At 58.9% G+C, this 20,278-nt stretch carries 19 protein-coding genes; 12 read left to right on the top strand and 7 right to left on the bottom strand.

Features of this window, described 5'->3' with window-relative positions; translation table 11 throughout:
- The first annotated feature begins 3 nt into the window (after positions 1-3).
- The 7 genes from P3G59_RS20840 to P3G59_RS20810 all read left to right on the top strand — a co-directional run bounded on the left by P3G59_RS20840 (position 4) and on the right by P3G59_RS20810 (position 6,931).
- The gene (locus P3G59_RS20840; protein WP_277758791.1) at positions 4-360 is read left to right on the top strand and encodes a DUF4398 domain-containing protein; all 357 of its coding nucleotides are present in this window, start codon (positions 4-6) and stop codon (positions 358-360) included.
- Entirely contained in the window at positions 357-1,169 is an 813-nt protein-coding gene (locus P3G59_RS20835) for an OmpA family protein (protein WP_277758790.1), read from the top strand. Before P3G59_RS20840 ends, P3G59_RS20835 begins: the two co-directional genes overlap by 4 nt.
- A 296-nt stretch (positions 1,170-1,465) precedes the next feature.
- Positions 1,466-2,905 (top strand): PLP-dependent aminotransferase family protein, encoded by a 1,440-nt coding sequence (locus P3G59_RS20830; RefSeq protein ID WP_007908347.1) that lies wholly within the window; start codon positions 1,466-1,468, stop codon positions 2,903-2,905.
- 78 nt (positions 2,906-2,983) lie between these two features.
- Positions 2,984-3,454 (top strand): translation initiation factor 2, encoded by a 471-nt coding sequence (locus P3G59_RS20825; protein WP_277758789.1) that lies wholly within the window; start codon positions 2,984-2,986, stop codon positions 3,452-3,454.
- Positions 3,455-3,621: 167 nt separating this feature from the next.
- Complete coding sequence (locus tag P3G59_RS20820) at positions 3,622-3,876, top strand: YkgJ family cysteine cluster protein (protein ID WP_007908349.1); 255 nt, start codon at positions 3,622-3,624, stop codon at positions 3,874-3,876.
- Between the two features lie 41 nt (positions 3,877-3,917).
- The gene (locus P3G59_RS20815; RefSeq protein WP_064120339.1) at positions 3,918-4,523 is read left to right on the top strand and encodes an START domain-containing protein; all 606 of its coding nucleotides are present in this window, start codon (positions 3,918-3,920) and stop codon (positions 4,521-4,523) included.
- Positions 4,524-4,837: 314 nt separating this feature from the next.
- Positions 4,838-6,931 (top strand): LTA synthase family protein, encoded by a 2,094-nt coding sequence (locus P3G59_RS20810; protein WP_277758788.1) that lies wholly within the window; start codon positions 4,838-4,840, stop codon positions 6,929-6,931.
- Between the two features lie 75 nt (positions 6,932-7,006).
- Here the strand turns inward: P3G59_RS20810 and P3G59_RS20805 are convergent, their stop codons facing one another.
- Positions 7,007-7,165 carry a DUF3309 family protein gene (locus P3G59_RS20805; protein WP_169432680.1) on the bottom strand — a complete coding sequence of 53 codons (159 nt, stop codon included), beginning with the start codon at positions 7,163-7,165 and terminating at the stop codon, positions 7,007-7,009.
- Positions 7,166-7,487: 322 nt separating this feature from the next.
- On the opposite strand from P3G59_RS20805, the gene P3G59_RS20800 reads away from it, so the two are divergent.
- From P3G59_RS20800 to csrA, 3 genes are all read left to right on the top strand, one after another.
- Positions 7,488-8,303, top strand: a complete 816-nt coding sequence (locus P3G59_RS20800; protein ID WP_277758787.1) for an SDR family oxidoreductase — start codon at positions 7,488-7,490, stop codon at positions 8,301-8,303.
- A 63-nt stretch (positions 8,304-8,366) separates the two neighbouring features.
- Complete coding sequence (locus P3G59_RS20795; RefSeq protein WP_277758786.1) at positions 8,367-8,699, top strand: YnfA family protein; 333 nt, start codon at positions 8,367-8,369, stop codon at positions 8,697-8,699.
- Positions 8,700-8,834: 135 nt separating this feature from the next.
- Positions 8,835-9,020, top strand: a complete 186-nt coding sequence (gene csrA, locus P3G59_RS20790; RefSeq protein WP_277758785.1) for a carbon storage regulator CsrA — start codon at positions 8,835-8,837, stop codon at positions 9,018-9,020.
- A gap of 4 nt (positions 9,021-9,024) precedes the next feature.
- Here the strand turns inward: csrA and P3G59_RS20785 are convergent, their stop codons facing one another.
- The 5 genes from P3G59_RS20785 to P3G59_RS20765 all read right to left on the bottom strand — a co-directional run bounded on the left by P3G59_RS20785 (position 9,025) and on the right by P3G59_RS20765 (position 16,172).
- A complete protein-coding gene (locus P3G59_RS20785; RefSeq protein ID WP_003192759.1) occupies positions 9,025-9,252 on the bottom strand; it encodes a YheU family protein in 228 nt (75 codons plus the stop codon).
- A 171-nt stretch (positions 9,253-9,423) separates the two neighbouring features.
- On the bottom strand, positions 9,424-10,614 hold the full coding sequence (locus P3G59_RS20780) for an osmoprotectant NAGGN system M42 family peptidase (RefSeq protein ID WP_277758784.1): 1,191 nt from the start codon (positions 10,612-10,614) through the stop codon (positions 9,424-9,426).
- A 140-nt stretch (positions 10,615-10,754) separates the two neighbouring features.
- Entirely contained in the window at positions 10,755-12,500 is a 1,746-nt protein-coding gene (gene ngg, locus P3G59_RS20775; protein ID WP_277758783.1) for an N-acetylglutaminylglutamine synthetase, read from the bottom strand.
- A 3-nt stretch (positions 12,501-12,503) separates the two neighbouring features.
- Positions 12,504-14,276, bottom strand: a complete 1,773-nt coding sequence (locus tag P3G59_RS20770) for an N-acetylglutaminylglutamine amidotransferase (protein WP_277758782.1) — start codon at positions 14,274-14,276, stop codon at positions 12,504-12,506.
- A 144-nt stretch (positions 14,277-14,420) separates the two neighbouring features.
- Positions 14,421-16,172: a DUF6543 domain-containing protein gene (locus P3G59_RS20765; RefSeq protein ID WP_277758780.1), complete on the bottom strand. Its 1,752-nt coding sequence runs from the start codon at positions 16,170-16,172 to the stop codon at positions 14,421-14,423.
- Between the two features lie 286 nt (positions 16,173-16,458).
- Here P3G59_RS20765 and P3G59_RS20760 point away from each other — a divergent pair, with 286 nt between their 5' ends.
- Positions 16,459-16,635, top strand: coding sequence for a hypothetical protein (locus tag P3G59_RS20760; protein WP_277758779.1), 177 nt, complete (start codon positions 16,459-16,461; stop codon positions 16,633-16,635).
- Here P3G59_RS20760 and mnmC read toward each other — a convergent pair.
- The gene (gene mnmC / locus P3G59_RS20755; RefSeq protein WP_277758778.1) at positions 16,609-18,588 is read right to left on the bottom strand and encodes a bifunctional tRNA (5-methylaminomethyl-2-thiouridine)(34)-methyltransferase MnmD/FAD-dependent 5-carboxymethylaminomethyl-2-thiouridine(34) oxidoreductase MnmC; all 1,980 of its coding nucleotides are present in this window, start codon (positions 18,586-18,588) and stop codon (positions 16,609-16,611) included. The two genes, P3G59_RS20760 and mnmC, sit on opposite strands and share 27 nt — an antisense overlap.
- Positions 18,589-18,760: 172 nt before the next feature.
- Here mnmC and pap point away from each other — a divergent pair, with 172 nt between their 5' ends.
- Positions 18,761-20,275: a polyphosphate:AMP phosphotransferase gene (gene pap, locus P3G59_RS20750; protein ID WP_277758777.1), complete on the top strand. Its 1,515-nt coding sequence runs from the start codon at positions 18,761-18,763 to the stop codon at positions 20,273-20,275.
- The last annotated feature ends 3 nt before the right edge of the window (positions 20,276-20,278 follow it).

Genomic DNA, 20,278 nt, shown 5'->3' with positions numbered 1-20,278 from the left:
TTAGTGAGTATTCGACCTCTTTTCGCGGCTGTGGCCGTTCTGGCCCTGGCCGGTTGCGCGACCGATCCGGCACCCGTTGAACAAATGCGCCTGACCGAACAAGCCATTATCCAGGCCAAGGCTGTTGGCGCCACCGCCGACGAAGTGCCGGAAATGAAACTGGCCGAAACCAAGTACAACCGCGCCAAAGGCAACATGGCGGACGAGTCCTACCGGAACGCGCGCATGCGTGCCGAACAGGCTGAACTGGATGCTCGTCTGGCCGAAGCCAAAGTGCTGACGCAAAAAAGTGAAGAACAGGTGAATGTGCTCAACACCCGCATCGTCCGTCTGCGCAAGCAACTGGGAGATGCCCAATGAGCCTCAAAACCAAAGTACTCGGCGGTCTGCTGCTTGCCGGTTGCGTCAGCCTGTACGGCTGCGCCGGTCAGCACAGCGAATCCGCACTGCAAGAGGCCAGCGCCGATTTCCAGAAGGTCAAGGAAGATTCCAATGTGCTGCGCATCGCACCGAAAGACGTGATTCGCGCCGGTGAATCCCTGGCCCGTGCCGATCGCCTGTCGACCTATTGGGGCAGCGGGGCGGACGTGGTCCATTACGCTTATCTGAGCCAGCGCTACAGCGAAATCGCTCGCGAGCACACCAATCAAGTGCTCAACGAAGAGCGCGCGGCGAAACTGGAACTGGATCGCCAGCGCTTGCAACTGGCCCTGCGTGAATCCAAGTTGCTCAGCGTCCAGCAGCAGGGCAAATGGCTGGAAGAACAGATCGTCGCACTGGCCACCACGCAGACTGACCGTGGGCTGGTGATGACTCTCGGCGATGTGCTGTTCGACACCGGTGAAGCGGAGCTGAAAAACTCGGCCAATCGCGTCGTGCTGAAGATCGTGCAGTTCCTGCAGTTGAACCCGAAACGCGTGGTGCGTATCGAGGGTTACACCGACAGTACCGGTGGCAAACAGGAAAACCTCAAGCTGTCTCGTGATCGCGCGCAATCGGTCGCGGACGTGTTGATAGATCTGGGCATCGACGACAAGCGCATTCAGGTCGAAGGCTACGGCGACGAATACCCGGTGGACGCCAATGCTTCCGAGCGTGGGCGGGCGCAGAATCGTCGGGTGGAAATTGTTTTCTCCGATGAAAAAGGCCAGCTCGGCGCCGCCCGTTAAGGGCGTGTCCCCCTGTAGGAGCTGGCGAAGCCTGCGATCTTTTGCTTTTGATTAAAAAAACAAGATCAAAAGATCGCAGCCTCGTTGCACTCGTCAGCTCCTGCAGCGTTGCATTACATAGCCCGGCAAGCACCGGGCTTTTTTACGTCTGTCGAATCGCCTGCAAATCAGTACAGTCAGGGGCAGACACCGCACTGTATGGTCGAGTAATGTGACAACTGTCCCAGTACACTTCTAAACTGTTCCGGTATTGTTTCACACAAGAATAAAATGCCCGTGAAATCGAGTGCTGCGTCATGACCAATCTCTTGCTCTACCAACGTATTGCTCAGCAACTGGCCGAAGACATCCGCCGTGGGGTCTATCAACCGGGGGAGCGCGTGCCTTCGGTGCGCAAGATGAGTTCGCAGCTCAACGTCAGCCATGCGACGGTGTTGCAGGCTTACGCCAATCTTGAAGACCAGGGGCTGATTCGCGCACGTCCACAGTCCGGTTATTACGTGCACCAGACGCCCGCACTGACCGCGCCGACGCCGGACATTGCCCGGGTCGAACGGCCGGGGCTGGTCACCCGCAGCAGCATCATTCAACAGGTTCTGGTCGAGTCGCGCCGTGAAGGCGTGTTCCCACTGGGCGCGGCCGTGCCCAGTGTCGACTACTTGCCGGTGCGCGCACTGCATCAGCAACTGGCCAAGGTCACCCGCTTCCATAGCCCGCGTGCTTTCAGCTACATGTTCAGCCCCGGTTTTGAGCCGCTGCGCCGGCAAGTGGCGATCCGCATGCGCGATGCTGGCGTGGTGGTCGATCCGTCAGAAGTGGTGATCACCCACGGTTGTGTCGATGCCTTGCAGATGTCGTTGCGCGTACTGACCCGCCCGGGTGATCTGATCGCCGCCGAATCGCCAACCTATTATGGTTTGCTGCAACTGGCCGATCTGCTCGGCCTGAAAGTTATCGAGATTCCGAGCGATCCCGCGACCGGCATGAGCCTCGAGGCGCTGCAACTGGCGGCCAACCAGTGGTCGATCAAAGCGTTGGTGCTGACCACGCGACTGAGTAATCCCCTGGGCGGCACCATGCCCGAAGAGCGGCAGAAACAGCTGCTGCGCCTGGCCTCGGACTTCGATATCCAGATCGTCGAGGATGATATCTATGGCGAGCTGATGTTCGAGCAAGGTAAAACCAAAGCGCTCAAGGCTTATGACCGTCTCGACCGAGTGATCTACTGCTCGAGTTTCTCCAAAACCCTGTCACCCGGTGTGCGTATCGGCTGGATGATCGCTGGCAAGTACCAGCAGGAAATCCAGCGCTTGCAGACCTTCAGCACCCATTCGGCGTGCAGCGTGACGCAGATGGCGATCGCCGCTTATCTGGAAAACGGCGGCTATGACCGGCATTTACGGTACATCCGCCAGGAATATCGGAAAAACCTCAGCGCCTTCCAGTTGGCGGTGCAGCAATACTTCCCCGAAGGCACGCAAATGACCCGGCCCACGGGCGGTTTCATCCTCTGGGTTAGTCTGCCGGGGAGGGTCAATACACAAGAATTGCATGTCCGCGCGTTGCAGCAGGGCATCAGTATTGCGCCGGGGCTGATCTTCAGTAACACCGAGCAGTTCAACCACTGTATCCGCCTGAACTGCGGGATTCCGTGGAACCGCGAGGCGGAGCGGGCGCTGATGACCCTGGGGATGCTGGCGACGCAACTGTGTCAGGAAACCGCTGGCGGATTCTGAACGAGCGGTGGGTGACGCTTGTCTTGTCGCGTCCAACAGGCGAGCATATGGCCCTCTGCCGTTAGTCTCGTTGGGTCCATGAAAGCGATTTTTCCTGCCGCTTGGGTTTTGTTGGGTTTGCTGATGATCGGTCATGCGCCTGGCGTCGTGGCCGCCGCGGTTCAGGAAAAACCGGCCGCGACGAGTAGCACGAAAAAAAACACGCCGGCGAAAACGGCCGCCCCCGCACAGAGAACCCAGCAAAAAGTCATCAAGAAGCGCAAGCCCATCGCCTCCAAGTCGAAACCCGCCAGCGAAGTGGTGAAAACCAAACTGCCGCCAGCCAGACTCGACTTGAGCCTGCCCAAAGACATGGTTCAGGAGTTGAAACCGAAGGGCACTGTCGAATTGCCGAAACGCGAACCGATCCTGCCGCAGTTTTTTGGTGAGAAAAACAGCGGATTTCAGCTCAACGGGCGGTTGCTCAGCAATGAAATGCAGCTGCAACTGCGCAATGAAGAGCGTCGCGAAGTCGAAGGCGCCGCACTGGATTTCGAATTCAAGCAGTAAATCCAGTCCCATCTGTGACCCGCAGACCAGACGCTTTGTCGGAGACTGGTCAGTCACATTCAGTTATCGGTAAAAACCCCGGTTCAGGGAATTTAAAACAGCCGTTTTAGCGGTTACTCTGTTCCGCGTCCCTTTTACACATCGCCCGTCGCGAGGAAACGTTCGTCATGAAATGCCGTGAAGGCTGTGGCGCTTGCTGCATTGCCCCATCGATCAGTTCGCCGATTCCCGGCATGCCCGATGGCAAACCTGCGGGCGAACGTTGCGTGCAACTCTCGGTCGAAAACCTGTGCAGCATTTTCGGCCGCCCGGAGCGCCCGGCCGTCTGCTCAGGCTTCGCTGCGGACGTCGAAGTCTGTGGCAGCAGTTCGGAAGAAGCGATCAGGCTGATTGGCTGGTGGGAGCAAATGACGGCGGCGTAATGTGTCAAACGAACGGAACTTCAACAATAAGGAATAAGACTATGGGTTCGCTGCATCGTATCGCTGTGTTGTGTGGTTTGACCGCTGTGTTGGCTACCTCTGTCGCTCAGGCTGAGGACTGGAAAGTCGCCAAGAACGAGGACGGCATCAAGGTGTCCCTGAGTGAAGTGCCGGGCTCGGACTACAAGTCCTACCAGGGCGTTGCGCTGATGAAGACTACCGTCGCCAAACTGCGCGCACTGCAGGAAGACGTCTCCGGCGCGTGCGCCTGGATTCACGAATGCAAGACCCAGAAACTGCTCAAGCACGAGGGCGATCAGAGCTGGACCTACACCCAGTTCAACACGCCATGGCCGGTGACCCCGCGTGATTCGGTGCTGAAAGTCACCACCGTCGAAGGCGCCGATGGCAGCCTGACCCGCAACCTGGAAGGGTTGCCGACGTATATTCCGGAAGAAAAAGGCTTTGTCCGCGTTCAGCAGGTCAAAGGCTTCTGGAAGTTCGTGCCCAAGGGCGACCAAGTTGAAGTGACCTATCAAGTGCACACCGAGCCAGGCGGCAGTGTGCCGGCGATGGTTGCCAACAAGTTCGTCGTCGATGCGCCGTTCAACACCTTGAAAGCGCTGAAAGAACGCGCCGAGAAGTAATCCCGCGCTCAAACAAAACGCCCCGACCGATTCGGGGCGTTTTGTTTTGTATCTATATTGTGTTTCCAGATATGCGTTGAACGAAATTTTCACAAAGTGTTCAAGACAATTCGCCCGCGTTGTCTACGCGCTGTCCCGGTCTGCAAAGGCGCTAAATGAAAGTGTCTGGCGGCGGGGCAGTAATCAATGGCAATGGTGCGGGTGATCGTGCAACATTTGCGCACCGCGCACGCCCCGGGGTCTGGAATGACCAATAGAGGGCATGGCGCCACTGTATTTTTGCAACTTCAACTTCCAATGGGTCCTAAAACGACATGGCAAACCCGGACGCCCTGAATCAGCAGCGATCTTCTGCTCGCCTGCTGCAACCGACCGTCAAATCGCATCTGGCCTACACGCTGCTTTGCGCGCTGGTCATGATGGTGATGTTTTCCGTGCTGCGCCTCGCGCTGCTGGTCTACAACCGCGAGATGATCCTCGACACCCCGGCTTCGACCTTCCTCGAAGCCTTCGCCAACGGGCTGCGTTTCGACCTGCGCCTGGTGGTTTACGTGTGTGTTCCGCTGGTGCTGGCGCTTTTCAGCGCGCGCGCCATGGCGGCACGTGGCTTCTTCCGCCTGTGGTTGACCATCGCCTCGAGCATTGCGCTGTTCCTCGGCCTGATGGAGATGGACTTCTATCGTGAGTTCCACCAGCGCCTCAATGGTCTGGTGTTTCAGTACGTGAAAGAAGACCCGAAAACCGTGATGAGCATGCTCTGGTACGGTTTCCCGGTGGTTCGCTATCTGCTGGCATGGGTCATCGGCACCGTCATCCTGACACTGGCGTTCAAGGGCGCCGACCGTGCCACGCGTCCGCGCGGACCTTTCAGCGGCGGCAGCGTCAGCACCCGTCAAGTTGCGCCGTGGTATACCCGTCTTGCGGTGTTCGTGGTCTGCCTGCTGATCTGTGTGGTCGCCGCCCGTGGCACCCTGCGTCAGGGCCCGCCAATGCGTTGGGGTGACGTGTACACCACTGATTCCAACTTCGCCAACCAGCTCGGCCTCAACGGTACGCTGTCGCTGATCGCGGCCGCCAAGGACCGTATGGGCGAAGACCGCGACAACATCTGGAAAGGCACGCTGCCGCAGGAACAAGCGCAGAAAGTCGTGCGCGATATGTTGCTGATGCCGGACGACAAACTGGTCGATGCCGATATCGCTGCCGTGCGTCGTGAATACACGCCGCCAGCCGACAAGACCCTGCCGATCAAGAACGTCGTCGTGATCCTGATGGAAAGCATGGCCGGTCACTCGGTCGGTGCGTTGGGCGCGCCGGGCAACATCACCCCGTACCTGGACAAACTGTCGAAGGAAGGCCTGTTGTTCGACCGCTTCTTCTCCAACGGTACGCACACCCACCAGGGCATGTTCGCGACCATGGCCTGCTTCCCGAACCTGCCAGGTTTCGAATACCTGATGCAGACCCCGGAAGGCAGCCACAAACTCTCCGGCCTGCCGCAGTTGCTCAGTGCTCGCGACTATGACGACGTGTATGTCTACAACGGCGATTTCGCCTGGGACAACCAGTCGGGTTTCTTCAGCAACCAGGGCATGACCAACTTCGTTGGCCGCAACGACTTCGTTAATCCCGTGTTCTCCGATCCGACCTGGGGCGTGTCCGACCAGGACATGTTCGACCGTGGCCTGCAGGAGCTCAAGGCACGCGAAAACGGCAAGCCGTTCTACGCGCTGCTGCAAACCCTGTCCAACCACACGCCTTACGCCTTGCCGACGCCATTGCCGGTCGAACGCGTGACTGACCGTGGCAGCCTCAACGAACATTTGACCGCCATGCGTTACGCCGACTGGGCGCTGGGGCAATTCTTCGAGAAGGCGCGCAAAGAGCCGTACTTCAAGGAAACCCTGTTCGTCATCGTCGGTGACCACGGTTTTGGTAACGAGCGCCAGATCACCGAAATGGACCTGGGCCGCTTCAACGTGCCGATGCTGATGATCGCGCCGGGCATCCAGGAGAAGTTCGGCACCCGTGACCACACCGTGGGCACGCAGATCGACATCGTGCCGACCATCATGGGCCGTCTGGGTGGCGAAGTGCGTCATCAATGCTGGGGCCGTGACTTGCTCAATCTGCCGGAAGGGGACACCGGTTTCGGTGTGATCAAGCCATCGGGCAGCGAGCAGACCACCGCCATCGTGACGGCCGACCAGATTCTGGTCCTGCCGAAAGACAAGGAAATGGGCCCGAAAATCTGGCAATACCAGTTGGGTGCCAATCCACATGCCGAGATCGTTCCGAATGCACCGCGCACCGCTGAGTTGAAACTCAAACTCGAGGCGTTCCTGCAAACGGCGACCAAGAGCCTGATGGACAACACTGCCGGTGTCATCAACGGCAAGCCGGATTGATCGCCTGGCGATATTAAAATCCGCGCAATAAAAAAGAGGCCCTGAACAGGGCCTCTTTTTCTTACGCTTGAATCGTTATATCCGACCGAGTAACAGCAGGACCAACAGCACCACCAACACCACGCCGATAATGCCCGATGGACCGTAACCCCAACTTCTGGAGTGCGGGAAGACCGGCAGACCACCGATCAGCAACAGGATCAGGATAATGATTAGAATTGTGCCCATGTCGATTTCCTTGTTGATAGTGTTCGAGAAGTCTTGATATTCAAGGGCGACTGGAGACTAAGTAATTCCAGACGGCTTACAAATTCCGACTGGTGCGAGTGACAGAAAATTCAATGTTTTTTTAAGGTATTTGGATTACTCGCTTATTTCCTTTGAAGCGAAAGATCAAAAGATCGCAGCCTTCGGCAGCTCCTGTAGAAATCGGTGTAGGAGCTGCCGAAGGCTGCGATCTTTTGATCCTCCATTCAGCAACTTGATAGAGCGTGGGCGCGCGCAGAACCTTCGCTACACTTCGCCCAACTTCCCCGGAACAACAAGGCTGTGTGCTATGCAAAATCGCATGATGATCACTGGTGCGGGCTCGGGCCTGGGTCGCGAAATCGCGCTGCGCTGGGCGCGTGAAGGCTGGCGACTGGCCTTGTCCGACGTCAGCGAACCCGGCCTGCAGGAAACCCTGAAAATGGTCCGCGACGCGGGCGGTGACGGGTTTGTCCAGCGCTGCGATGTGCGTGATTACAGCCAGCTCACGGCGTTCGCTCAGGCCTGCGAAGAGAAACTCGGCGGCATCGACATCATCGTCAACAACGCCGGTGTCGCGTCGGGCGGTTTCTTCAGCGAGCTGTCGCTGGAAGACTGGGACTGGCAGATCGCGATCAACTTGATGGGCGTGGTCAAGGGCTGCAAGGCGTTCCTGCCGCTGCTTGAGCAAAGCAAAGGCAAGATTATCAACATCGCCTCGATGGCGGCGTTGATGCAAGGCCCCGCCATGAGCAATTACAACGTGGCCAAGGCCGGGGTTGTGGCGTTGTCGGAAAGCTTGCTGATCGAGCTGGCGCAACAGGAAGTGGGCGTGCACGTGGTGTGTCCGTCGTTCTTCCAGACCAACTTGCTGGATTCGTTCCGTGGTCCCACTCCGGCGATGAAAGCTCAGGTTGGCAAGTTGCTGGAAAGTTCGCCGATCAGTGCGGCGGACATCGCCGATTACATCTATCAGCAAGTGGCCGCCGGCGAGTTCATGATTCTGCCCCACGAACAAGGCCGGATGGCCTGGGCGATCAAGCAGAAGAACCCGCAGTTGCTCTACAACGAAATGACTGCCATGGCCGAGAAAATGCGCGCCAAAGCCAAACAGAACAACGGCTGAGCTTGCCCGTAGCAGACAGCGTCGTTAGGGTGGCCGCAATGGTCACCCTGTCGAGATGCATCAATGCTCAATTACTTGTGGTTCTTCCTCGCCGCGCTGTTTGAAATCGCCGGTTGCTTTGCCTTCTTCATGTGGCTGCGTCAGGGCAAAAGTGCTCTGTGGGTGATTCCCGCGTTGTTCAGTCTGACCCTGTTTGCGTTGTTACTGACCCGCGTCGAAGCGAATTATGCGGGGCGTGCCTATGCCGCTTATGGCGGGATCTACATCGTCGCGTCGATTGGCTGGCTGATGGTGGTCGAGCGGGTTCGTCCATTGGGTTCGGACTGGATCGGCGTGGCGCTGTGCGTGATCGGCGCCAGTGTGATTCTGTTCGGGCCGCGATTTTCTGCGGCGTGATGGTTGTTTGTCGGAAACGTCTGACGGCTTGATGCGGGCATGGCTGTAAGGCAAAACTGATTTGGCCGCCATGCATTGTAGAGCTGCGGCAAGCCGCGCATCTTCAGAGTTCGCTAACCCTGAAGGACGAATCTCATGCTTGTACTCAGCCGTGTCGTTGGTGAGTTGATTTCAATCGGCGACGACATTTCCCTGCGCGTGCTGTCGGTCAACGGCTCCAGCGTGCGCTTTGGCGTCGAGGCCCCGCAAAAGGTCAATGTGCACCGCGCGGAGGTCTATGACCGGATCAAGCGCAAGCAGGCCAGCGAAAAGCTCCGCTAGGCGTTCAATCGAACAGATGCTTGGGCACATCGTGCTTGAGCATCAACTGGCACTGCTCGCTTTCCGGGTCGAAGACGATCAGCGCCTGGCCTTTGGTCAAGGCCTGACGCACGCGCAGCACGCGGGTTTCCAGCGGCGTGTCATCGCCGTTGTCGGTGCCGTCGCGGGTGACAAAATCTTCGATGAGGCGGGTGAGGGTGTCGACTTCAAGAGCGTCGTAGGGAATGAGCATGGGCACCTCGGCTGAATCAATGTCGGGATGCTACGGCGATTGCTGTTTGCCTGCCAGTTTTGTGTTGCCTATGTCGACCCCCATCGCGAGCAGGCGAAGGCCTACAGGGGAGCGCATTCCAAAGGTAGGCCTTCGCCTGCTCGCGATAGCGGTGTTCCAAACAACGATGATCTAACTATCGTTACGCTGCCCCACCAGACTGTCCACCGACGGCACCCGCGTATCACTCTCCATCTGCGTGTCATGTTCAATCTGATGACTGAAGCGATCGAGCGAAGCATTCGCCGGCGCCGCATCACTGGCGAATACCGGTGGGCTCAGAATATAAGCGCCAAGCAAGCGACTGAGCGCCGCCAGACTGTCGATGTGCGTGCGCTCGTACCCATGGGTCGCATCGCAGCCAAAGGCGAGCAGGGCGGTGCGGATATCGTGGCCCGCCGTCACCGCCGAGTGCGCATCGCTGAAGTAATAGCGGAACAGGTCGCGGCGCACCGGCAGTTCGTGTTCACCGGCAAGACGCAGCAAATGTCGCGACAGGTGATAGTCGTACGGCCCGCCGGAATCCTGCATCGCCACACTCACCGCGTGCTCGCTGGAGTGTTGCCCCGGCGCCACTGGCGCAATGTCGATGCCGACAAATTCGCTGACGTCCCACGGCAACGCAGCCGCCGCGCCGCTGCCGGTTTCCTCGGTGATGGTGAACAGCGGATGGCAGTCGATCATCAGTTCCTGGCCGCTGTCGACGATGGCTTTGAGTGCCGCCAGCAGCGCTGCGACCCCGGCCTTGTCATCGAGGTGGCGGGCGCTGATGTGGCCGCTTTCGGTGAATTCCGGCAGCGGATCGAAGGCGACCACGTCACCGATGCTGATGCCCAGCGAGTCGCAGTCGGCCTTCGTCGCACAGTAGGCGTCCAGACGTAGTTCGACGTGGTCCCAACTGATCGGCATCTCGTCCACTGCAGTGTTGAAAGCATGCCCGGACGCCATCAGCGGCAACACACTGCCGCGAATCACGCCGTTGTCGGTGAACAGGCTGACACGGCTGCCCTCGGCAAAACGGCTTGACCAGCAGCCGACCGGCGCGAGGGTCAGGCGCCCGTTGTCTTTGATTGCACGAACCGCCGCGCCGATGGTGTCGAGGTGCGCCGAGACGGCGCGGTCGGGGCTGTTCTTCTTGCCTTTGAGTGTGGCGCGAATGGTCCCGCGCCGGGTCATTTCGAACGGGATGCCGAGTTCTTCCAGACGCTCGGCGACGTAACGCACGATGGTGTCGGTAAACCCGGTTGGGCTGGGAATGGCGAGCATTTCCAGGAGGACTTTTTGCAGGTAGTTGAGATCCGGTTCGGGGATTTGCGTGGTCATGGAAACTCCTGATGGGGTGAGCACTGATCGTTCCCTCGCTCTGCGTGGGAATGCAGCCGGAGACGCTCTGCGTCCCAAGAGTGGACGCAGAGCGTCCGGTGAGGCGTTCCCACGCAGGCGTGGGAACGATCAGGAAAGGGTCAAATCGCCGGCTGGCTGTGCGGAAACAACAAATCGACAAACCGCTCCGCCGTCGGTTGCGGCTCATGGTTGGCCAACCCGGCGCGTTCGTTGGCCTCGATAAACACGTACTCGGGCTGATCTGCCGCGGGCACCATCAGGTCTAGCCCGACCATTGGAATATCCAGCGCCCGTGCCGCGCGCACGGCGGCATCAACCAGCGTCGGGTGCAGAATCGCCGTGACATCTTCCAGCGTGCCGCCGGTGTGCAGATTCGCCGTACGCCGCACAAATAAATGCTCACCGGCCGGCAGAATGCTGCTGTAGTCATAACCTTCTGCATGCAGGGTGCGCTGGGTCTCGTGGTCCAGCGGGATCTTGCTCTCACCGCTGGTGGCCGCTTGCCGACGCCGGCTCTGCGCCTCGATCAACGCGCCCACCGAATGCTGGCCATCGCCGACCACTTGCGCCGGTTTGCGAATCGCCGCCGCCACCACTTCGAAGCCAATCACCAGAATTCGCAGATCAAGCCCTTCGTGGAAACTTTCCAGCAGCACGCGGCTGTCAAATTGCTTCGCCGTTTCGATGGCTTGCTGCACCTCTTCGATGCTCTGCAAATCCACCGCCACGCCCTGGCCCTGTTCACCGTCGAGCGGCTTGACCACCACCCGTTGATGTTCGTCGAGGAAGGCCAGGTTGTCGTCGGCATTACCTGCCAGTTGCTGTGACGGCAGGTTCAATCCGGCGCCTTTGAGCACTTTGTGGGTCAGGCTTTTGTCCTGGCACAGGCTCATGCTGATTGCACTGGTCAGGTCGCTCAGCGATTCGCGGCAACGTACGCGGCGCCCGCCGTGGCTGAGGGTGAACAACCCGGCATCGGCGTCATCCACCTGCACGTCGATGCCGCGCCGGTGAGCTTCTTCAACGATGATCCGTGCATACGGATTGAACTGCGCCTCCGGCCCCGGGCCGAGAAACAGCGGCTGATTGATGCCGTTCTTGCGCTTGATGGCGAAGGTCGAAAGGTTGCGGAAACCGAGCTTGGCGTAAAGGTTTTTCGCCTGACGGTTGTCGTGCAACACCGACAGGTCCAGATAACTCAGGCCGCGACTCATGAAATGTTCGATCAAGTGCCGCACCAGCACTTCACCGACACCCGGCCGCGAGCATTGCGGATCAACCGCCAGGCACCACAGGCTGCTGCCGTTTTCCGGATCGTTGAAAGCCTTGTGATGGTTCAGGCCCATGACGCTGCCGATCACCGCGCCGCTGTCTTCATCCTCGGCCAGCCAGTACACCGGGCCGCCCTGATGATGCGGGGTCAGCCGCGTGGCATCGATCGGCAACATGCCGCGCGCCTGATACAACAGATTGATCGCTTGCCAGTCCGCCTCACTTTGCGCGCGGCGAATACGAAAGCCGCGAAACACGCGGGTGGCCTGGCGGTAATCGCTGAACCACAGGCGCAAAGTGTCGGATGGATCGAGGAACAACTGCGTCGGTTCCAGGCCGAGAATCTGCTGTGGCGCGGCGACGTACAGGGCGATGTCGCGTTCGCCGGGCTGCTCATTAAGCAGTTCCTGCGCCAGCGATGCCGGGTCGGGAAAGGTATGGCCGATCAGCAATCGGCCCCAGCCGCAATGCACCGCGATTGGCTCGGCGGCGAGGCTGCTACCGTCTTCGGCCAGACGCGCCTGCAAGCGTTCGTAGGACGGCGTCTGGCCGCGGAGCAGCCGTTGGTTGATGGCCGTGGCGTGAGGTTTCATCAATCAGATTCCTTGTTCACTGAGCCACAGGTTCAGGGCCGCCAGTTGCCACAGTTTCGAGCCGCGCAACGGCGTCAGTTGGCCTTGCGGATCGGTCAGCAGTTTGTCGAGCATGGCCGGGTTGAACAGGCCGCGATCCTGACTCGGATCGAGCAGCAGTTCACGCACCCAGTTCAGCGTATCGCCCTGCAAATGCTTGAGGCCGGGCACCGGGAAGTAGCCTTTTTTACGGTCGATCACTTCGCTCGGAATCACTCGGCGCGCGGCTTCTTTGAGGACTTGCTTACCGCCATCGGGCAGCTTGAATTTGCCCGGCACACGGGCCGACAGTTCGACCAGGCGATAGTCGAGAAACGGCGTACGCGCTTCCAGGCCCCAGGCCATGGTCATGTTGTCGACGCGTTTGACCGGGTCGTCCACCAGCATCACCGTGCTGTCCAGACGCAAGGCTTTGTCCACTGCGGCCTCGGCGCCGGGCTGGGCGAAATGCTCTTTGACGAAGTCACCGGCCGCGTCATGCGCAGTCAGCCACTGCGGTTGCACGGTGGCGGCGTAGTCGTCGTAGCTGCGGTCGAAAAATGCGTTGCGATATGCCGCATAAGGATCGGCGGCGCCGTCCACTTGCGGATACCAGTGATAACCGGCGAACAACTCATCGGCGCCCTGGCCGCTCTGCACCACTTTGCAGTGCTTGGCCACTTCGCGCGACAGCAGATAGAACGCAATGCAGTCATGGCTGACCATCGGCTCGCTCATCGCGCGGAACGCGGCGGGCAATTGCTCGATGATTTCTTTCTCGTCGATGCGCAATTGATGGTGTTGGGTGCCGTAGTGTTTGGCGATCAGATCGGAATACTGGAACTCGTCGCCGCGTTCGCCGCCGGCATCCTGGAAACCGATGGAGAATGTCGAAAGGTTTTCCACGCCGACTTCACGCAACAGGCCGACGAGCATGCTCGAATCGACACCGCCGGAGAGCAGCACACCGACGTCCACAGCGGCGCGTTGACGAATCGCCACCGCTTCGCGAGTGCTGTCGAGGACGCGGTCGACCCAGTCTTCCAGCGTCAGGTTTTTCTCGTCGTCGTGTGGGCCGTAGGGCAGGGTCCACCAGGTTTTCTGCTCGGTGGTGCCATCGGCTTCAACGCGCATCCAGGTCGCTGGCGGCAGCTTTTCGATGCCGGCCAGCAAGGTGCGCGGCGCCGGGACCACGGCATGGAAATTCAGATAGTGATTGAGCGCCACCGGATCGAGGATCGGGTTGATGTCGCCGCCCTTGAGCAACGCCGGCAAGGCCGAGGCAAAGCGCAGGCGCTGGCCGGTGCGCGACAGGTACAACGGCTTGACGCCGAGACGATCGCGGGCGATGAACAGGCGTTTGGCGTCGCGTTCCCAAATGGCGAAGGCGAACATGCCGTTGAGCTTGGGCAGTAGCGCTTCGCCCCAGGCGTGGTAGCCCTTGAGCAGCACTTCGGTGTCGCCACCGGAATAGAAGGCGTAGCCCAGCGCTTCAAGCTCTGCACGCAACTCCGGGAAGTTGTAGATCGCGCCGTTGAACGCCAGGGACAAGCCCAGCTGGCTGTCGATCATCGGCTGCGCCGAGCCATCCGACAGGTCCATGATTTTCAGGCGACGATGACCCAGGGCAATCGGCCCTTGGGCATGGAAGCCCCACGCGTCGGGGCCGCGAGGGGCCAGGTGATGGGTGATTCTCTCGATCGCTGCAAGGTCTGCAGGTTGTTGATCAAAACGTAACTCGCCAGCTAATCCGCACATAAAATCCTTACCGGTTTTTCCGTTGGGGAGGGGTCAAGCCGCACCTCGCCAGAAGGGCGGGGCACTCAGAAACTGACCCGCCCCGGTAAGTGGAGTTTTAGAACGATAAGTTATAAGTCCGGCGCTGGGGCTGTTTTCTGGTCCTCAGCCGTCAAGTGCTTTGTTGTCAATGTCTTCTTCAGTCGGTGTGCTTTGCTTTACGATCGCGCCGTGTTGCACGCTCCAGCCATGACTGGGCGAATATACGGCCGGAGGGCGGTAAGCGCCCGGATTCAGCGGATGGCAGACGCGCCAGGCAAGAGGGTCAGGTTCCACCTCAAAAACGCTGTCGGCGACTTTAATGAAGTGACGGTCGGCCCATTTGTATATTTTGTGCTCATAGTGATCGAGGTTGGCCTGTGCTAAAGCCAGACTGGCGATGTAGGGCTTCACTTCATATTCAGACACCGCAGATTTTTTCTTCAGGTAGACCGGTTGCCCGCTTGACTGACCGGTTAGTTCGAATTGCTCGAAATAATCAGTGGCCGTGCCCTCGTCCGCCTGCGGTTTCTCGCCATTGTCATTGTTATCGGCGGGCGGTGTTTTTTTCAGCTCCAACAACCGAACCAGCGCTTGGTGTTTTTCGGTCACCGGCCAGATGTTCACGCTATCGAATACGGTGTCCAGCAGTCGATCAGTGGGATTAGTGCGCAAGCGTGTGATGAAATCATCGGTCGGGCTCTTGAGATGCGTGAGATGCTCGCCCAAGGCTGCTTTTTCTCGTCGATTGGCATAGGCCGGTTCATTGATATTGGCGACAGGCACCGCGAACTCCTTGACATCAGCGAAAAACTTGTCGACGTAACGATCAAACAGATGTTGATATAAGCCTTTCTGAAGAGGGATAAAGTTTATTTCCGAGTTTATGTGTTCCAACGTTTTCAGAGAAAACTCATGCTGCTCGGCAATGGGTAGTTGAGACTTGATTAATTCCCGAAACTCCTCCCTTAGAAAAAACTCATTAATAAAACGGTCTGTATATTCGATAGAACTTTCGGATTTGTAAAAGCCGTCGCCGGAATCGTAGGGTACATACAGGATAAAGCTGTCCTTTTTTGCCTCTGTAGAATGGCGCCATGTAATCAATGTGACGTCTGTCGTGTATTTGCCAAACAGCTGCAAAGCGTGCAGCTGGATTTTACCGTTATAGAATAAATCGTCAGTATAGATGTCCCCTCTGCTGTACAGGAGTTGCACAAGGGCATGAAGCTGGTGGGGTGGAAATTCTGCACCTAGAGAGTCCTTGCCATGAGGCTTTGTGAAGTACTTTTCATAGGCGAACAGTTCAAAATTGTGCTTGTGCAGTTGTGCGCCGAGCCGTTTGGTACGCGCATCCTTCAATACTCTGGAAAGGTAAGTAAGGTAGGCGCGACCGAGATCAAGTTCGCGACTTAACACCGCAAATTCCTGCGCGGTAATCCTGAGATCCGAAGACCCCCGATTCGCCGTTTTGCGCAGTTGGGGCAGTGTCCCGCTGTCACTTGAATAGTACCCTGCAGCCGCTTCCTCGTCGGTGAAGTTCAACATGGCCGCCTGTAACAGGCTGAGGGTATGTGAAGTCTGGTCTTTCGAGTTCGCGGGTGCGAGCCTGATAAGGTCATCGACACTGAAGCGCATGCCGTACTTTTGCCTTAGTACGTGCCGCAGTCTGATCCTGCAGAATTGGTCCAGATTTACCAACTTGCTCACCAGCGACTCGAAATAATGATGAAAGGGAATCGCTTGATCGATCGCTTTACGAAAATCAGCAAGTTTTCCGGGATCGACTTTCTTGAATAGGTGGATGAAGCGATCCAGGGGCGGCGGCTGTAAATTTACTGTTGCAGCAATCGGTTGATTTTTAAGTGGCGTATCCATGGAGAAGTCTCATTTAGAAGAAGAGTCTTAATCCTAGTGGGTTTCAGTAGAGGAAAATAACGCGATTAGTTGATGGTTGGGAACCCGGTGCAAGCAATATTTTGATTGAAAAATATAGGTATATACCGCCGTCGCAATTCAGGAATATGCGTCAGGCGGATCCTGGGGACTTTGTTACAGCTGCCGGAAGTTTGTGCGCGTGGGGGCAGGAGTGTTTTTTGTCAGTGATTAAAGCTTATAACTTGTTTAAGTTTTTAATTGATTTCAGTTTTTTTATAGGCGTTCGATGGCGATAAAGTTAAAGGCCGATAAGCGCAATAAAGGACTGTTGCTGACTCAAGGCTCGGTCTTGAGCACGTTACTCGAAGCCACCGGCGACCTCGACACCGCCGAAACCTTGCAAAAAATTCTGCCGGTCTGGGCGATGCCCGAGTCATTACTTGCCGCGAATCAACCGGCGTAGCGCGAAACGGTTGGGGTGGCAGGCTTCGGCCACGCTTCTTGGCAGCGGCAACGGTTCGTTGTCCAGCCACGCAGCGATGAGCTCGCCGGACAGTGGCGCGGTAATCAACCCGCGTGAGCCGTGGCCACTGTTGACGTACAGACCGTCGAGCCACGGGCAGGCGATGTCTGGCACTTGCCGGGCATCCTTGCTCAGGGCGGCATAGGCCTCAAGGAACGCATCGCGATTGGCGAGGGGACCGACGATCGGCAAATAGTCCGGGCTGGTGCAGCGGAAAGCCGCGCGCCCCTGAAGGTTTTCGACTGCCTGGTCGCGGATGTTCAGGCGCGTGACGAGGTCGCTGGAGATCTCATCGAGCATCGCCAGATTGCCTTGGTGTTCGGCGGAGGTCGGCGTCAGGTCATCGCTGTTGAAATCAAAACTGGCGCCGAGGGTGTGCTCGCCCAAGCGGGCAGGGGCGACGTAGCCTTCGGCGCAAACCACAGTGGCCAGTGTCTGACTGCCTGCGGTTTCGGCGAGGCGCGTGATCTGCCCGCGAATGCGCTTGAGCGGCAACTCGGCACTCTGGGCAAAGCGTTTGATCTCGGCAGCGCCGGCCAGCACCACGACCGGCGCGCTGGCGAGCAAACGTTCTCCGTCCAGAGCCTGCCACTGTTCATCGACCTTGCGCAGTTGCAGCGCTTCGCAATGGCTGAGCAGTTCGATGTTCGGCTGCGCCGCTTGCGCCTTACACAGCGCCGGCGGATGCACCCAACCTCCTTCTGGATAGTACAAACCGCCATGGCTCACGCCGACCCCGGCGCGGGCCTGCGCCTCGGGCTGATCCAGCCACTGCAACAGATCTTCCGGAAAGGCTTCAGCCAATTGTGCGTGGCGCTCGGCTTCCTTGGTATTGAACGCCAGTTGCAGCACGCCGCAGCCGTCCCAATCGGTGCCGCGCTGCAGAGTTTCCAGCAGGCGCCGGGTGTAACCGAAACCGCTGACGATCAGTTGCGACAGCGCCGTGCCGTGGGCGGACAACTTCAGGTACAGCACACCTTGTGGATTGCCCGAGGCTTCCTGCGCCACGGCTGCGTGGCGTTCGAGCAACGTGACCTGCCAGCCACGCGCGGCCAGGCTGGACGCCGTGGCACATCCGGCGAGACCGGCGCCGATCACCAGCGCTCGACGCTCCCCGGTTGCGGGAGCAGGGCGAGCGAACCACGGTTTTTCCGCCGCAGGTGGCGACACCTGCGCTGGCCAGCCGAGAAATTCGCCACGGAGGATTTCCCACTTGTGGCCGATGCCCGGCGTGCGCTTCATTTTGAACCCGGCGGCGTTGAGCAAGCGCCGTACCCAACCGGTGCTGGTGAAGGTGCTGATGGTCGAGCCGGGTGCTGCCAGTCGCGCCAATTCGACGAACAGTTCGGCGGTCCACATGTCGGGGTTTTTCGCCGGGGCGAAGCCGTCGAGAAACCACGCGTCGATCTGTGCGTCGAGCTGCGGCAGTTGCTCCAGTGCATCGCCGATCAACAGCGTCAGGGTCACGCGGCCGTTGGCCAGGGTGATGCGCTGAAAGCCTGCATGGATCGCCACGTAATGGCGCAGCAACTGATCGGCCAACGGCTTGAGTTCCGGCCAGAGTGCCAAGGCACGCTTGAGGTCGGCAGGGCTCAGCGGGTATTTTTCGACGCTGACGAAATGCAGTCGCGCACCGGCCACGGCGTGTTGCTCGAACAACTGCCAGGCGCAGAGAAAATTCAGCCCGGTGCCAAAACCGGTTTCGCCGATGACCAGTCGCCCATCCGCTGGCAACGCGGCAAAACGTTCGGCCAGGCGGTTCTGTTCGAGGAACACATAACGGGTTTCTTCCAGCCCTGACTGGTCGGAAAAGTACACGTCATCGAACACGCGCGAACGCGGGCGTCCGTGGTCATCCCAGTCGAGTTGGGCGTGGGGCAATACAGGTTTCATGGCAGGCTCGGCGACGACAAGGCCGCCATTCTAGCCGATCGCGCAGGTGCTGCTTGATCCATGGCAAGGCTTGCGCTCACTGACTCACGGACAATCCGCCACCTGCGGGAATTTCTGCGCCGTTGCTGTGCCCAATCCGCTAGTCTTGCTGAATCCTGGAAGGAGCCGTCCCATGTTTGAATCCGCTGAAATCGGTCACGCCATCGACAAAGACACCTATGAGGCGGCCGTCCCGGCATTGCGCGAAGCCTTGCTCGAAGCCCAGTTCGAACTGCAGCAGCAGAAGCGTTTTCCGGTGATCATCTTGATCAACGGTATCGAAGGTGCGGGCAAGGGCGAGACGGTCAAATTGCTCAACGAGTGGATGGATCCGCGCCTGATCGAAGTGCGCACTTTCGATCAACAGACCGATGAAGAGTTGTCGCGGCCACCGGCGTGGCGTTATTGGCGGATGCTCCCGGCCAAGGGGCGCATGGGGATTTTCTTCGGCAATTGGTACAGCCAGATGCTCCAGGGGCGGGTGCATGGCTTGTTCAAGGATCCGCGTCTGGATCAGGCGATTGCCGGTGCCGAGCGCCTGGAAAAGATGCTCTGCGATGAAGGCGCACTGATCTTCAAGTTCTGGTTTCACCTGTCCAAGAAACAGATGAAAGCGCGGCTCAAGGCGCTCGCCGATGACCCGCTGCACAGCTGGCGCATCAGCCCGCTGGACTGGCAGCAGTCGCAAACCTACGACAAGTTCGTCAAATACGGCGAGCGCGTGCTGCGCCGTACCAGCCGTGATTACGCGCCGTGGCATGTGATTGAAGGCGTCGACGCCCACTACCGCAGCCTCGCGGTCGGCAAGGTTCTGCTGGAGGGTCTGCAAAATGCGTTGAAGCGTCCGGACGTTCATCCGCACGATGTCAGCGCCGCGCCGCTGGGCACGCCAGTCGATCAGTTGAACCTGCTCGACAGCCTCGACCTGACTCAGCGTCTGGACAAGAAAGATTACGAGGAGCAATTGATCACCGAGCAGGCGCGATTGTCCGGGCTGATGCGCGACAAGCGCATGCGCCGCCACGCGTTGGTCGCGGTGTTCGAAGGCAACGACGCGGCAGGCAAGGGCGGGGCGATCCGACGGGTCGCGGCGGCACTCGATCCGCGCCAGTACAACATCGTGCCGATTGCCGCACCGACCGAGGAAGAAAGAGCGCAGCCGTACTTGTGGCGCTTCTGGCGGCACATCCCGGCGCGCGGCAAGTTCACCGTGTTCGACCGCTCCTGGTACGGGCGCGTGCTGGTCGAACGCGTCGAGGGCTTCTGCACGCCGGCCGACTGGCTGCGCGCCTATGGCGAGATCAATGATTTCGAAGAGCAGCTGGCGGACGCCGGAGTGATCGTGGTCAAGTTCTGGCTGGCCATCGACAAGGACACGCAGATGGAGCGTTTCCAGGCGCGCGAAGAGATCCCGTTCAAGCGCTTCAAGATCACCGAGGACGACTGGCGCAATCGTGACAAGTGGGATGCCTATCGGGCTGCCGTTGGCGATATGGTCGACCGCACCAGCTCGGAAATCTCGCCATGGACGCTGGTCGAGGCCAATGACAAGCGCTGGGCGCGGGTCAAGGTGTTGCGCACGATCAATCGTGCACTGGAGCAAGCTTTCGAGAAATCCGACAAGCACGCGAAGAAACACAAGGACTGAAGC

Origin of the sequence: Pseudomonas sp. A34-9 (assembly GCF_029543085.1) — a bacterium.
Classification (GTDB): domain Bacteria; phylum Pseudomonadota; class Gammaproteobacteria; order Pseudomonadales; family Pseudomonadaceae; genus Aquipseudomonas.
Note: the sequence above shows the minus strand (reverse complement) of the source record. Positions and strands in the feature narration are given on the sequence as shown.